The sequence below is a fragment of the Streptomyces sp. NPDC020807 genome (assembly GCF_040641575.1).
GTDB lineage: Bacteria > Actinomycetota > Actinomycetes > Streptomycetales > Streptomycetaceae > Streptomyces.
The window spans coordinates 268251-281916 of record NZ_JBFADU010000003.1 but is presented as its reverse complement, the minus strand read 5'-3'; the positions used below and the strand labels follow the sequence as shown (position 1 = coordinate 281916).

At 73.6% G+C, this 13666-nt stretch carries 10 protein-coding genes and 1 tRNA gene; 5 read left to right on the top strand and 6 right to left on the bottom strand.

Annotation, left to right across the window (positions count from 1 at the left end; genetic code table 11):
- Positions 1-147: 147 nt before the first annotated feature.
- The 3 genes from AB0G79_RS06835 (at position 148) to AB0G79_RS06825 (ending at position 2838) form a co-directional block, all read left to right on the top strand.
- Positions 148-220, top strand: a tRNA-Arg gene (locus AB0G79_RS06835).
- A 260-nt stretch (positions 221-480) separates the two neighbouring features.
- Positions 481-2328: a TerD family protein gene (locus AB0G79_RS06830; RefSeq protein ID WP_360801246.1), complete on the top strand. Its 1848-nt coding sequence runs from the start codon at positions 481-483 to the stop codon at positions 2326-2328.
- A gap of 24 nt (positions 2329-2352) precedes the next feature.
- Positions 2353-2838 carry an Imm21 family immunity protein gene (locus tag AB0G79_RS06825; RefSeq protein ID WP_360801243.1) on the top strand — a complete coding sequence of 162 codons (486 nt, stop codon included), beginning with the start codon at positions 2353-2355 and terminating at the stop codon, positions 2836-2838.
- Positions 2839-3005: 167 nt separating this feature from the next.
- On the opposite strand, the gene AB0G79_RS06820 is transcribed toward AB0G79_RS06825, so the two are convergent.
- The 3 genes from AB0G79_RS06820 to AB0G79_RS06810 form a co-directional block, all read right to left on the bottom strand.
- Positions 3006-4355 carry an esterase-like activity of phytase family protein gene (locus AB0G79_RS06820; RefSeq protein ID WP_360801240.1) on the bottom strand — a complete coding sequence of 450 codons (1350 nt, stop codon included), beginning with the start codon at positions 4353-4355 and terminating at the stop codon, positions 3006-3008.
- 228 nt (positions 4356-4583) lie between these two features.
- Positions 4584-5480, bottom strand: a complete 897-nt coding sequence (locus tag AB0G79_RS06815; protein ID WP_360801237.1) for a hypothetical protein — start codon at positions 5478-5480, stop codon at positions 4584-4586.
- 114 nt (positions 5481-5594) lie between these two features.
- A complete protein-coding gene (locus AB0G79_RS06810; protein WP_360801234.1) occupies positions 5595-7322 on the bottom strand; it encodes a DUF2079 domain-containing protein in 1728 nt (575 codons plus the stop codon).
- 64 nt (positions 7323-7386) lie between these two features.
- Between AB0G79_RS06810 and AB0G79_RS06805 the strand changes: the two genes are divergently transcribed.
- Complete coding sequence (locus tag AB0G79_RS06805) at positions 7387-8646, top strand: winged helix DNA-binding domain-containing protein (RefSeq protein WP_360801231.1); 1260 nt, start codon at positions 7387-7389, stop codon at positions 8644-8646.
- 6 nt (positions 8647-8652) lie between these two features.
- Here the strand turns inward: AB0G79_RS06805 and crcB (AB0G79_RS06800) are convergent, their stop codons facing one another.
- Both crcB (AB0G79_RS06800) and crcB (AB0G79_RS06795) read right to left on the bottom strand, forming a co-directional pair.
- A complete protein-coding gene (gene crcB, locus AB0G79_RS06800; RefSeq protein ID WP_360801228.1) occupies positions 8653-9000 on the bottom strand; it encodes a fluoride efflux transporter CrcB in 348 nt (115 codons plus the stop codon).
- The gene (gene crcB, locus AB0G79_RS06795; RefSeq protein ID WP_360801225.1) at positions 8997-9431 is read right to left on the bottom strand and encodes a fluoride efflux transporter CrcB; all 435 of its coding nucleotides are present in this window, start codon (positions 9429-9431) and stop codon (positions 8997-8999) included. The genes crcB (AB0G79_RS06800) and crcB (AB0G79_RS06795) overlap by 4 nt, the downstream gene beginning before the upstream one ends.
- A 497-nt stretch (positions 9432-9928) precedes the next feature.
- Between crcB (AB0G79_RS06795) and AB0G79_RS06790 the strand changes: the two genes are divergently transcribed.
- Positions 9929-11284 (top strand): transposase, encoded by a 1356-nt coding sequence (locus AB0G79_RS06790; protein ID WP_360801222.1) that lies wholly within the window; start codon positions 9929-9931, stop codon positions 11282-11284.
- A 240-nt stretch (positions 11285-11524) separates the two neighbouring features.
- Here the strand turns inward: AB0G79_RS06790 and AB0G79_RS06785 are convergent, their stop codons facing one another.
- Positions 11525-13552 carry a helix-turn-helix domain-containing protein gene (locus AB0G79_RS06785; protein ID WP_360801219.1) on the bottom strand — a complete coding sequence of 676 codons (2028 nt, stop codon included), beginning with the start codon at positions 13550-13552 and terminating at the stop codon, positions 11525-11527.
- Between the last annotated feature and the right edge of the window lie 114 nt (positions 13553-13666).

Genomic DNA, 13666 nt, shown 5'->3' with positions numbered 1-13666 from the left:
TGCCTGCGATTATCGTTCCGCTTCACCGAACCTCCACATCGTGCCACGCAGGTGAAGCAACCGGGCCAAGGCGATCGGAGCCCTATCCTTGTCCCGGCAGGCCCCACCCCACCCACCAGGGCCTCCAGGCCCCAGGGCCACCATCCGGCCCCCGTAGCTCAGTGGATAGAGCAGGTGCCTTCTAAGCACTTGGCCGCAGGTTCGAGTCCTGCCGGGGGCGCACCACGAGAGACCCTCCTTCGGGAGGGTCTTTTCGCTGGTCGTGGCTGTTCGTGGCTGGTTTCGAACGGGCGGGCCGGGGCTGCGGAGGACAGACCCGCGTGACTCGATCTGTCCGGCCGATACCGATCAGAAGCGGCTCCCGGCGGCCGATCGGCCCGAGAACGGCCCGAAGTTTCGGGACGATCTCTCGGCTGGACCAAGGGGATGAATCGCCATTCTGGTTGAAGCCGGGATCCTGCCCGGATCATCCTTACCGTCATGTCTCTCGCTGCCGCGCTCGACGTGTCACACCTGCCCGACTACGCGTACGACTGGGCTCTGGTCGACGTCGAGACATCCGGCCTGGTCGCCCGGCGTGACCGGATCCTCTCGATCGCGGTGCTGACCTTCGGGCCGGACGGGGCCCAGACCGGCGAGTACTCCACCCTCCTGAACCCGGGCTGCGACCCCGGCCCCGTGCACATCCACGGTCTGACCGCGGAACGACTGAGCGGCGCCCCGGCCTTCGAGCAAGTAGCCGGACGGATCGGGGCGCTCCTGCAGGACCGCGTCATGGTGGCTCACAACGCACAGTTCGACTACGACTTCCTGGCCCATGAGTTCGCCCGCGCCCGGCTCTGGCTCCCGGTCGCCCAGCGCCTGTGCACCCTGGCCCTGAACCGGCGTGTGGAACCGCCCGCCGCCGACCTCAGCCTGGCGTCCCTGGCCGCCCACTACGGCGTGCCGCAGGCCAAAGCTCATGACGCGCTGGACGACGCGCGCGTCCTCGCGGGAATCTTCCGCTCCTCCCTCTCCGAAGCCGCACGGCTGGACGTCCCGCTACCGCTCGTGCCCTGCCCTCCCCGACAGGACCCGCAGTTCGCGCCGAAACCGCCGAAGCCCCCGTGCGCCTACCGGAACCCGGGCCGCCTGACACCCGGCGGTCCGCTCGTCCAGGGCATGAAGATCGCCATCACGGGCGAGACAGGGACCTCCCGGGCCGAGCTGGTGGCCCGAGCCGTCGCCGCCGGCCTGAACATCATGTCGTCGGTCAGCCGTCACACCAGCGCTCTCGTCACCAACGACGCGGCCTCCGGCTCGGCGAAGACACGGCGCGCAATCGCCGAAGGCGTCACGGTCATCGACGAGCACGCGTTCCTCAGGCTGCTGGGAGAGGTGCGTTCCGGAACACCGCACGAGAATCAGACTCCGAATAAGTCCTCGGAAGCGGCGGCCCCAGCGACACCGCCCACTACGCCGACGCCGTCCCCCACCGCTACCGCAGCCGTCGCTGACGTGCCGGTGCCCAGGCGACCCGAGCCCAAGCGTTCCGCCAAGCCGTTCGGCCGTCGGCGGGTCCTGGTTCTGGGCGGCACCCACGAGGAGGCGTCCACCGCGCGGGCCAGGGTCGTCGAGCTGGGCGGGGCCGCCGCGATCAACCTCTCGGCGAGCGTCACCGACGTCGTCCTCTTCCCCGGAGGCGAACTCGACCGTCGCATGACCCGCGTCACCGCCTTGGGGCTCCCGGTCCATGCGCACGAATGGCTCGGAGCCCCCGCCTCCGAGTCGGCCGACGTCCCCGCCCAGGACGTAGTGATGACCGGCGTTCTGCCGCGCGGCGGAGTCATCGATCTCCCCACGCTCCCCGCCGCCGGTCAGTGGCATGTGGGCGCCTCCTGGGCACAGCAGGCGAACTGCGAGGTCGATGTCGTCGCCTTCGTCCTCGACGAGGACGAGCAGGTCGCCAGCGACGGGGACTTCGTCTTCTACGGCGCACCGGAAAGCCCCGACGGAGCTACCCGTCTCCTCTGCGACGGCCCGACCGAGCAGACCATCACCGTCGACCTCGCGGCGCTGCCGCCCGCCGCCCAAAGGATCGCGATCGCCGCCGCCATCGACGGCGCCGCCACCTTCGGGGACATCGGAGCGGTCCAGATGACCCTCGCACCGGGCATCGACGCTCCGGCCACGACCCAGGTCACTCTGGACGCCGCCACCAGCGAACGCACCCTGCTCCTCGCCGAGATCTACCGTCGGGGCCCACGGTGGCGCTTCCGCGCCGTCGGCCAGGGCTACGACCACGGTCTGGAGACCCTCGTACGTGGATACGGCGTCGACGTGGAGTAGACCCCGGGTGTGATGATCCGCCGCATGGCTATCTGGCTCGACAGCACCGACTTCGCCCGCTACGCGCTCATCCCAGAAGAACTCCTTCCGACATGGGAAGGGACCGAGGCGGACGACGTGATCGACGGGTACGTCTCGGCCCTGCGGCTGGCCGGACACGACATCCTGACGCTCGGCGCCGAACCCCTGGCTGTCACCTGGCTCGCTGAGCCCCTCACGTTCGCGCGCTGGTGCTACGCCGACGACGACACGGGCCTGCTGTCCGCCGTCCACGCCGCCGGATCTGCCGACGGCTGGGAGGACGTCCTCACCCTCGAACTCGGAGGACGATACGTCCTGGCCGACGCCGCCTACGAGGCCGGCAGGATCCTCGAATCCCTGCAGGATGCACAGCAGCCGCCGGAGGCGCTCCGCGTCGAACTGCCACCGGGCCGCTATCGCGTTCAGTCGCTGATCGTCGATCCCGACCCCGAGACGCAGTTCATGCTGGAACGGCTGCTGCCCGAATAGTCGGTCGGTCGACGGACCTCCCTCGGGTGGAATGCGGTCACGCGCTACGCCGATCTCGGCCCCTACGCCTACGGCCGCGTGCCGATGGGCGCCGGGCGTGACGCCGTAGACCCTGGCCCCGCCGCCGTCCGGCCGGTGGGCTCTCCGACCGACGGCCCGGCGGGCGGTCAGCGCACCGGGTGCGGCAGCCTCACTCGTACCAGGGTCGTCTCCACGCCGCTGTCGACCAGGCGGCCGGCCGTGTCGAAGGCCGCGGGGCCGTCCGTCATGCCGAAGTCGTTGTCGTTGAGGAGGACGAGCGTCGAGGAGCCTTCGAGGGCGATGCCCTCGATCTTGCCGGGGACGCCCGGGACCGTGTTCAGGTCGACGACGAGGTCCTTGGCGAGGACCGGGACCTCGGCCGAGGCCGTGTCGTCGAGCTGCTCCAGGGTCGGGGCGGCGGGGGTGTCCCAGGTGGTGCCGAGGATGTCGGTGCCGCGCCGCAGGTTCACCTCGTACACGCGGGCGGACTTGTCGGTGCGCTCCTGCACGAGGAGGCGCTCGCCGCCGAGCGCGACGAGGGCGGAGATCTTGAGCTCGGAGGTCTTGGTCTGGCCGGGCTCGACGACGCCGACCGGGTCGAAGCGGTACGCGTACTCGCCGGTGACACGGTCCTCGCGGGGCGAGAAGCGCAGCAGGCGGGTGGTGCGGGAGTTCTCCCCGGACGCCTTGTCGGGGTTGAGCAGCGGGCTCTGGAGCGCCATCACCAGGTCGCCGTTCGGAAGCTGGGCGAGGCCCTCGAAGCCGCGGTTGATCTTGCGGCTGAGGTAGATCGACGGGAGGGACTCGATCACCGGGTAGTCGGCGCCGGTGAGGCCGAGGCCCTTCGGCACGTGCCGGGCGAGGACGCGGCCCCGCGCGGAGACGTGCACGAGCGAGGGCCCGTACTCGTCGACGAGCCAGAAGCTGCCGTCGCGGTCCCGCACGAGGCCCTCGGTGTCGAGGCCGTTGGCGTCGTACGCGAGCGGGGTCGAGGCGTCGTACGTGTACGGGGCCTCGTCGCGGCCCGGCTGGTTCGGGAGGCCGGTGACCGGGGCGCCGGAGGCCGTGGTGAGCGGGATGGCCTCCAGGATCCGGATGTCGTCGCCGACGACGCGGATCTTCACGATGGCCGGGTCGAAGCCGGGCACCGGGAACGTGCGGCGCTTGTCCTTGCCGACGGCTATCTGGCCGTTGGGGCCGCGGTCGGTGACGGTCCAGTACTCGCCGGGCCGCCCGGCCGGGAACAGGTCGCTGCCGATGCCGCCGAGGTCGACGTTCCGGTCGTCGGCGACGCTGCCGGGCAGCAGTCCGTTGCTGAAGGCGGCGAGCGGGACGTCGGGCAGCGTCGCGGTGGAGACGACCCGGCCGGCGGACCCGTGGTGGTGCGGCGCCGGAGTGGCGTCGGCCGTGCCGACGACCACCGAGAGCGCGAGCGCGGCGGACAGCGGAAGGCCCACGAGGGCGGGGCGGCGCAGGCGCGTGAGGCGCGGATTCATCTGAACTCCCTGGAGAACACGGAAAGTCGCCGGTGAGGACGGCCGGAGACCGCCGGTGAGGGCGGCACGGGGCGCCGGTGCGGGCGGCCCGAGGTGCCGTGCGGGCGGCCTCATGGCCCAGATGGTCCAGTCCTCCGCGCAACGCGGGGCGACGCGTTCACGACATCGGGGCGAGCCCTGGGTGAACGCGAGGCCCCGCGACCCCGGCCATGATCCGCCGGCCAGGCCCTAGTAGCGGTCGAGGATGAGCTGCGTCTTGAGGATGTCGCCGTGGTGCAGCCAGCCGTTGGCCTCCGCGACCGCGACGGCGTCCGCGTGGAGGTCGGCCGCGTCGGCGTACGAGTCCGTCTTGAAGGACAGCTCGACGACGTACTCCGTGCCGGTCCCGCCCGCGCCGACGACCGGCAGCACCTCGACGCTGGCGTCGTCGGAGGGACCCCAGGCGCCGCCGTACACCGAGGAGGTGACGGGTCCGTGGGCGCGGGAGGCCTGGAGGGTGGTCTTGCCCCAGTCCGCGCTGCCCCAGTCCTCCAGCTTGCCGGGGATGTCGTTGACGAGCCAGGTGCGGCCGGTCGTGCTCGTGGGCATCGCCGTGCCCGAGTAGCCGCTCGCGCTGCGGGACTTCTCGTTGGAGAAGCTGAGGGTCTGCTTGGCGTAGCCCCAGTCGACCTCGGCCTTGTAGTTGGTGTCGGTGCTGTCGAAGCCGGCCGCGTTCGCCGCCGTGAGCGCCGCGCCGATGTCGCCGTTGGTGACGGGGAACCGCTTCTTGTACGTCTCCTCGAACGACGAGCCGCTCTTGTGGCGGAGCCGGACGCTCCAGCCCTGGGCGTCGAGCGCGAGCGCGTCGGTGTCGTAGTAGCTGTACGAGCGGACCTTGGCGGAGCCGGTGATCCCGAACGCCGACCGGACCGCCGCGCTCGGCGCGTGGTTCGCGTCGAGGGCCGCCGTCGTGAGGTTGATCTTCACCTCGTACGTCGGTACGGCGTTGGAGGCGGCGTACGCCGGCGCGGTCGGGGCGAGCAGGGCTGCGGCGACGGCGAGCGCGACGGCCGAACCCGCGGCTGCCGGGCGGACGGCGCCGGTACGGGCGAGGGCGCGGGGAAGGGTGCGGCGAAGGGTGGTCATGCGGCGATGCTCACGAGCGCGGGTGAGAAGCACGTGAGGCGCGCGTGACGGGCCGAGGTGGCCTCGGTGAACCGGTGGCGACGCGAGGCCCCCGCGGAGTGCTGCGGAACCCGCCTACCTCAGCAGGAGGTTGCCCCCCACGTCCGACGGGACCGCCTCGCGCACCGGCGTGCTGTCCGGGCCCGGGACACGCTCGCCCGGTACGGGGACGCGCTCGGTCCTGTGGAGCAGGACGGTGCCGTCCTGGCTCCAGAACTCCGTGTAGCCGTGGGCGAGGAGCAGCCCGGCCCGCCGCCGCTGCTCGTCGACCGAGGCGAAGGGGAAGGTCCGGTCGTCCAGCCGCAGGAGCACCCAGTCGGCGCCGCGGGGCGTGCCGTCGGCGATGACCACGTGCGTACGGGCCGTCAGGCGGGGCGCGATCGTGTTGTCGGCCTCCACCGTGGCCCCGTCCGGGATCATCGCCGCCGCGGTGGCGAGCGGGCGTTTGTCGGGGCTTGGACGCCAGAAGTCCGGGCGTACGAGACAGGAGAGGCCGAGCGTGACGGCCGCGGCGGAGGAGAGCACGAGGGCGGCGGCAGCCCAGTGCCGGACGCCCCACCACCTCCGGTGCATCCGGCGAATCCGGTGCGTCCGGTGCATCCGGTGAATCCGGTGAATCCGGTGAATCCGGTGAATCCGGTGGCGACCCTGGATGCGGCCGAGCGTCTCCAGCGTCGCCGTGACGAGCACGGGCCACAGGAAGGCGTCGTAGTGGTTGATGACCGGCCAGTGGTTGGGGTTGTCGGAGAGGAGCCGTTCCGCGAGCAGCGGTACGGCGAGCAGGAAGGTCGCCGACGCCACCGGCAGGAAGGCGAGGCTGCCCAGGATCCAGGCCGCCATGGCGACCTTCACGGCGGGCGTGACCGCGGTCGTGACCAGGACCCAGGGGGCGGTGAGGACGTGGGCGAGCGCGGCTCCCGGGTCGGCGCCGAGGCTCCCGTACGACCAGTAGTAGCCCTCGGGTCCGCCCATCGCGGGGATGAACCAGCAGACGGCGAGGGCCGTGACGAGCGGCCCGGCGAGTGCGAGGACCGCGCCCGCGGCGCGCCCGGCGCGGTCGCCCGCGCGGTGCGCGCGGACCGCGAGGACCAGGCCGAAGGCGCCGACGACCAGGCCCATGTCCTCCTTGGCCGTGCAGAGCGCGAGCGCCCAGAGGGCGGCGGCCGCGTACCGGCGGGCGAGGCCGCGCTCCAGCATGAGAAGGGTGAACGGGACCGCGAACGCCACCTCGTGGAAGCCGTTGTACGAGGAGGTGAGCAGCGGCCAGCCGAGGGCGTACACGAGTCCGCCGAGGTCGGCGGCCCGGTCGGCGGCGCGCGCCGGGGCGCCCGCGAAGGCGTGGCGGGCGATGCGGCGGACGACGGGCACCCCGGCGGCGAACAGGGCGGCCTGGGAGAGGAGGAGGACCCTCGGGTCGTCCCAGATCCAGTACAGCGGCGCGAGGAGCGCGAGCGCCGGGGTGAAGTGGTCGCCGAGCAGGGAGAAGCCGGGCGGGAACTCGTGGTGGACGTTCTTGATCGGCGACCGGGGCAACTCGCCGTGCGCGTAGGACCGCACGGCCTGGTCGAAGATGCCGAGGTCGAAGCCGGTGAGCCGGAGGGCCGTCCATGACTGGAGGCCGAGGCCGAGGCAGACGAGGAAGCAGAGGAGGGTGAGCACGAGGGTGCGGGTGGGCGTGCGGGTACGGGTGCGGGTGCGACTGCGGGCGGTGCCGGTTCGCGCGGCCTCCCGCCCCTCGCGTTCCCCGAGCGCGGTGGCGGCGGTCGGCGCGGGGAGCGGGGTCTGCGTCGCGGTCGGGTGCATGGTCCCGCACCGTACGTGGTCCGTACCTGGCCCGTCGTACGCCTCGGCGGAGACAATCAAGTCCATGACGATCATCACCGAGCGCGTTCTCAACCGTTCCACCCTCGCCCGTCAGTTGCTCCTGGAGCGGGCACCGGTCGACGTCGAGGAGGCGCTGCGGCGGGTGGTCGCGCTCCAGGCGCAGCAGCCGGGTTCGCCGTACGTCGCCCTGTGGAACCGGGTCGCGGGCTTCGACGCGGGGAAGCTCGACGCCGCCGTGGAGGGCTACCGCGCCGTGCGGTCCACGCTGATGCGTCTCACGCTGCACCTGGTGCACGCCGAGGACTACCGGGCGTTCCGCGCGGGGATGGAGCCGACGCTGCGCGGCTCGCGCCTCGGCGACCACCGGTTCAGGGCGGCGGGGTTCACACCGGCCGACGCCGACGCGCTGCTTCCCGGGCTCCTCGCGTACGCCGGGAGCCCGAGGTCGGGCGCCGAGATGCTCGCGCGGATCGAGGAGGAGCGGGGCGGGCCGGTGGAGTCGGTGGCCTGGCGGATGATCCGGCAGTACGCGCCGCTGTGGCACGCGCCGCAGGGACCCCCGTGGCAGTTCGGCACGCCGCAGTCCTTCGTCACCGCGCGGCCCTTCGCCACGGCTGAGTCCTCCGGCGAGCCGCCGGCCTCCCGCGAGCTGCCGCCTTCCGGCGCGGCGGAGGCGGAGGCCCTGCCGGACCCCACCGATCCGGACGCCCTGCCGGACCACACCGATCCGGACACGGTGGCCGCCGGGCTCGCCGCGCTCGTCCTGCGCTATCTGGAGGGCTTCGGTCCGGCGTCGGTGGCGGACATGGCGCAGTTCTCGATGACGCAACGGGGCCGGGTGCGCAAGGCCTTGGCGGCGCTCGGCGGCCTGGTCACCGAGGTCGGGGGGCCCGGGGGGACGGTGCTGTACGACACCGCGGGCGCGGCCCCGCTGCCCGACGCGGACACGCCCGCGCCGCCCCGGCTGATGGCGATGTGGGACAGCGTCCTCCTGGCCTACGCCGACCGGGGGCGGGTGATCCCGCCCGCATACCGGAAGGCGGTGATCCGGGTGAACGGGGACGTGCTGCCGACGCTTCTCGTCGACGGGTACGTGGCCGGGGTCTGGCGCCCGGTCGAGGGCGGGATCGAGGTGTCGGCGTTCCACCCGCTGCCGGCGGCCGTCCGGGAGGAGCTCGGCGCGGAGGCGGAGGCGATGGGGAGCTTCCTCGCCGGACGGGACCCGCTGGTCTACCGGCGGTACGACCACTGGTGGGCGAAGGGTCTGCCGATCGTCGAGTCGACGGTGGTCCCGACGCCCTGAGCCGCGTCAGCGCGCGAGCGCGACCCCGAGCCACACGGCTCCGAGTCCCGCTGCCAGGCTCCCCGCCACGTTCAGCGCCGCCTGCCGCCCGGCCCCTTCCTCGTACAGCTTCAGCGTCTCGAAGGAGAAGGTGGAGTACGTGGTGAGGGCGCCGCACAGGCCGGTGGCGAGGAGCAGGTGGAGCCGCTCCGACGAGACGCCGGTGAGCAGGCCGAGGAGGAAGGAGCCGACGACGTTCACGACGAAGGTGCCCCAGGGCAGGGCCAGTCCGAGACGGGCCTTGGCGAACCGGTCGGTGAGGTGGCGCAGGGGCGCACCGACGGCGGCGCCGGCCACGACGATCAGCCAGTTCACGCGGGCGTCACCCTGACCCGTACGGCCGCGCGGGTCGCGGAGACACCGGCCCACACGGCGGCGAGGGCGGCGACGAGGGTCCCCGCCAGATAGAGGAGGCCGCGGGTGGTGTCGCCCGCGGCGAGAAGGCCCTGGGTGTCGAGGGCGTACGTCGAGAAGGTGGTGAACCCGCCGCAGAACCCGGTGCCGAGGAACGGCCGGAGCAGCGGGTGGGGGTCGGCACGCAGGCGGTTCTCGGTCAGGAGCACCATGAGGACGCCGAGCAGGGCGCAGCCCGCCGCGTTCACCGTGAGGGTGGTCCAGGGGAAGGCGTGGGCCGGGGTCGGCCAGACGAGCGAGGCGCCGTAGCGGGCCGCCGCGCCGAGGCCGCCGCCCGCGGCGACGACCCCGACGACCGGCAGCTCTCCGCGCCGTCCCAGTCCCGTGCCCATACCGCCAGGTTACGCGGCACGGGGTGCGCGGGAGATCGAAGCGGGCCGCGCGGGGCGGGTCCCCGGCCTGGGGCATTAACCGGGCACCGCTCCGCGCGGCCTCGCTCTGCGATGGTCCGGCCACGGTGTGCGACGGGTCAAAGTGCGGTCCGTGAGTCTGTCAGATCCCTTCCACCTGGCCGGTGTTGCCCCCTTGCGCCTCCCCTGGCAAGCCCTTCCGCCGGCGTGTCGGCACCCCGCCGAAACGGTGCCGAGACCCCTCCCGACACTCCGTGCCACCCCCGCGGCGCCTCCGTGACCCCCCTGTGCGCCCCCTCGGGCAGGGGTTCCGCCATCCCGAAAAGGGGTTCTGACCTGCGGTAACAGTGGGGGAGGTGGTCCGGCCACCATTCGGCGGCCGATTCGGGTGCCGGGTACACCTCGTCGCGGGGTGGTCGCGCGGGTGACCGTGGTGAGGCAGCGGGAGGGGAGCTGCGCAACCTTCGGGCAGGAGTGTCGTGAGTACATCCGTCGCAACCCAGCGCAGAGTCGTCACCGGGTCCACCGGTTCCGCCGGTGCCGCCGGGCCCACCGGGTCCGGCGCGGCCGGCGCGGCCGGCGGGTCCACCGGGTCCCTGGGCGCCGCCAGAGTCGTGGCCCAGGCGGTCCCGAGGGGCACCGCCGCCAGGTCCGGTGCGCACGTCGTGGGACACGAGGTCTACGCCGACCTGTGCGGGGCGCTCTTCTCCGGGTTCCCGCGCCGCGACCAGCGTCTGAAGGCCGAGCAGTACCTGTACGGCCTGCTCACCGCGCAGGGGCGCAAGTCGGTCCGCAACATCGCCGCCCAGATCGGCGGGCCCGCGGCCGAGCAGAGCCTGCACCACTTCGTCTCCAGCTCCACCTGGGACTGGCAGCCCATGCGGGCCGCGCTCGCGCAGCACCTGGAGCGGACCAGCCGCCCGCAGGCGTGGGTGGTCCGGCCGATGCCGATCCCGAAGGCCGGGGAGCACTCGGTGGGGGTGGACCGGCGTTTCGACCTGGAGCGCGGTCAGGTCTTCCACGGCCAGCAGGCGTTCGGGGTGTGGTTCGCGAGCGACGAGCTGAGCGTGCCGGTGAACTGGCGGCTGTTCCTGCCGGACCCGTGGGTCAACGACCGCACGCGGCGCGACCGCGCGGAGGTCCCGCAGGAGGTCGGCGAGGAGACCCTGGAGGAGTGCGCGATCACCGCCGCGCTCGACACCGCCCGCTGGCCCGACATCACCCGCAGGCCGCTGGTCCTGGACATCCGCGGGGGCGCGGGGCGTTCGGCGCTCACCCGGCTCGCCGCGGCCGGGGTGCCGGTGGTGGCCCGGATCGGGGCGGGGTCCCGGCTGGCCATCGCGGACCGCTCGCTGCCGGGCTTCGGCGCCGGTCCGCTGCCCGCGCACCAGATCCTGGAGTCGCTCAAGGGGCTGCGCCGGCCGGTGAGCTGGGTCGACACGGTGGGTGGTGTGCAGACCTCGCGGACCTCGCTGGCCACGGCGGTGCGGGTGGCGCTGCCGACGCCGGGCGGGGAGCGGATGCGTCCGCTGGTGCTGCTGGGCGAGTGGGACGACCCGCGGCGCGGTCCGGCCCGGGTGTGGGTCAGCGACCTGACGAACCTGCCGGCCGGGTCGCTGCTGCGGCTGACGAAGCTGACGCGCCGGGTGGAGCGGGACTTCGCCGAGGTCGGCGAGGGCGCGGGCCTGCGGGACTTCGTGGGCCGCTCGTACCGCGGCTGGCACCGGCACATCACGCTCGCCTCGGCCGCGCACGCGGCGACGGTCCTCTCGGCGGAGTACGACGACACGTCGTCGTACGCGCCCGGGTACGGCTCGCGCCGCTCGGCCAGCTGAGGACGGACGCGGACCCCGCACCCCGCACCCCCCACCGCGCCACGGTCCGGCCGCCGCACGGCACCGCCCGCACTGCACGAACCGCCCGCACCGCACGAACCGCCCGCACCGCGCCTTCACCGCACCGGATCCGCCGCCGACACGGACCCGCTACGGAACCGGCGTGACCTGCACCGGCCCGACCTGGCGTGGTCCGACCTGGCCCGACGCGGCCCGGCTCGGCTCGGCTCGCGACCGCTCCTACGGCGTCGCGGGGCGGGTCGGGTCGTTCGTCGTGCGGCCCCGGGTGAGGACCTCGCGGGTGCGCTGGAGGCGCAGCGCGAGCTGGACCTCCAGGACCTGGCCCGGCTTCTGCCACTCGGGGCCGAGGAGCTCGCCGATCCGCTCCAGGCGCCGGGAGACGGTGTTCGGGTGGACGTGCAGCGCCTCGGCCGCGTTGGTGGGGCTGCCGCCGGAGGCGAAGTACGCCTCCAGGGTGCGCGTGAGATCGGTGAACCGCTCGGCGTCGTAGTCGAGGACGGGCCCGATCGCCCCCTCGACGAAGCCCTCCACGTCGTGGTCCTCGGAGAGCAGCAGCCCGAGGAAGCCGAGGTCCTGGACGGAGGCCGCGGTCCCGGTGCCGCCGAGGGCGCTCATCGCGTCGAGGCAGCGGCCCGCCTCCTGGTGCAGCCGGCCGACGCCGTCCGCGCTCTGCGCGGGTCCGGCCCCGGCGACCGAGACGGGGTGGCCGAGCAGCGGGGAGAGCTCCGCTGCGACCGCCTTGGCGGCGGCGGAGGCGTCGATGCCCGGCAGCAGCAGCACGATGGAGCCGCCCTGCACGGTCTTCAGGCCGGACTGGCGGTACGCGTACGAGGACGCCCAGACGACCGCCCGGCCCTGCTCGCCGCCCTCCGGCCGCGCGAGCACGAGGACGTGCGGTTTGCGCAGGTCGACGCCGAGGCGGCGGGCCCGCTGCGCCATCTGCTGGGGGGCGTGCGGCGGGTCGGCGATGAGGTCGTCGAGGAGTTCGTCCCGCACGGGGCCCTCGGCGACGGCGGTGGAGCGGCGCATGAGGAGGAGGAAGGCTACGGCCTGGGCCGCGAGTTCGAGGAGCCGCTCGTCCTCCCCGGTGAGGTAGCTCGCGGGGCGGATGACGAGGCAGCCGAGGTCCTCTGAGCCCGCGATGACCGGTGCCACCCAGGTGTCGGCGTCGGCGAGGACCGGACGGCGGCGGGCCTGCGCGTCGAGGGAGGCCTTGACGACGGCCTCCTCGTCGAGGTCGGGGATGACCCCGCCGGCGAGGGTGCGGCCGCCGGGGTCGCGGACGAGGACGGTCGCGTCGAGGGCGTCACCGGCGGCCTTGGCCACGTTGCCCAGGTCCCCGCCGGCGAGGACGAGGTTCATGATCCGGCTGTGGGCCTCGCTGACGTGCCGCATCCGGGTGAGGCTGGTCCGTACGCGTGAACTGTCCCGCTCCAGCTCGGAGACCTCGGCGCGGGTGCGGTCGAGGAGACCGGCCTTCTCCACGGCGAGGGCGGCGAGGTCGGCGAGCGCGGCGAGGAGGCCGACCTCCTCGGGGGTGTGGTCGCGGACCCGCCGGTCGGCGCCGTACAGCTCCCCGATCACGGTCTCGCCGCTGCGCAGGGGCGCGGCCATGACGGCGTGCAGCCCCTCGGCCCTGAGGGCGGCCTCGGCCACCTCGTCGAAGGCCGGGGCGTGGACGCCGGCGTCGAGGGAGCCGGACGGGGCGAAGCGCTCGTCGGCCAGGTAGTCGGCGGTCCAGACGGGCTCGCCGTGGAGCTGGACGGCGCCACCGACCCCGTACCCCTCGCTGATCTCCAGGCCGGCGACGAGCCGGGGTCCGACCGTCCGGAAGGGGTCGCTGTCGAGTCCGGCGAGCGCGCCGTCGGTGGTGTGGACGACGGAGCCGCCGTCCGGGACCCGCAGGGTCACGAACGCCAGGTCGAGGCCGAGGAGCCGGCGGGCGCGGCGGGCGATGACGCGGAGCAGGCTGCCGAGGTCGTACGAGAAGGTGAGGTCGCGCGCGGTGTCGGCGAGCGCGGCGAGTCCGTCCTCGCGGCGGGCGGCGTCCTCGTGTCCCGAGCGGATCCCGTCGGCGAGCTTCACGGCTCGCTCCAGCCGGTCGAGTCCCTCGCCGGAGAGGCCGGCCGCGCGGGCCTCGTCGAGGTACGCCTCGTACTGGGCGGCGGGGGCCTGCCGAGCGAGCAGTTCGAGGACGGTGAGCAGCGCGTCGGCACCACCGGCGGCGTCCGCGCCGTGCGAGGTCATTGGTCCCCACCCCCGTAGGAGAACGAAATCGGGCAGGTCGGAGGATTTCGGTCCTGCTCGCCGACGCTAACCGGGCCCCGGGAGCACGTCAATTCACGACCCTGCCGCGGGTCC

Coding starts and splice junctions, on each gene's coding strand:
- AB0G79_RS06830 (WP_360801246.1), top strand. CDS start 481: ATGTCTCTCGCTGCCGCGCTCGACGTGTCACACCTGCCCGACTACGCG.
- AB0G79_RS06825 (WP_360801243.1), top strand. CDS start 2,353: ATGGCTATCTGGCTCGACAGCACCGACTTCGCCCGCTACGCGCTCATC.
- AB0G79_RS06820 (WP_360801240.1), bottom strand. CDS start 4,355: ATGAATCCGCGCCTCACGCGCCTGCGCCGCCCCGCCCTCGTGGGCCTT.
- AB0G79_RS06815 (WP_360801237.1), bottom strand. CDS start 5,480: ATGACCACCCTTCGCCGCACCCTTCCCCGCGCCCTCGCCCGTACCGGC.
- AB0G79_RS06810 (WP_360801234.1), bottom strand. CDS start 7,322: ATGCACCCGACCGCGACGCAGACCCCGCTCCCCGCGCCGACCGCCGCC.
- AB0G79_RS06805 (WP_360801231.1), top strand. CDS start 7,387: ATGACGATCATCACCGAGCGCGTTCTCAACCGTTCCACCCTCGCCCGT.
- crcB (WP_360801225.1), bottom strand. CDS start 9,431: ATGGGCACGGGACTGGGACGGCGCGGAGAGCTGCCGGTCGTCGGGGTC.
- AB0G79_RS06785 (WP_360801219.1), bottom strand. CDS start 13,552: ATGACCTCGCACGGCGCGGACGCCGCCGGTGGTGCCGACGCGCTGCTC.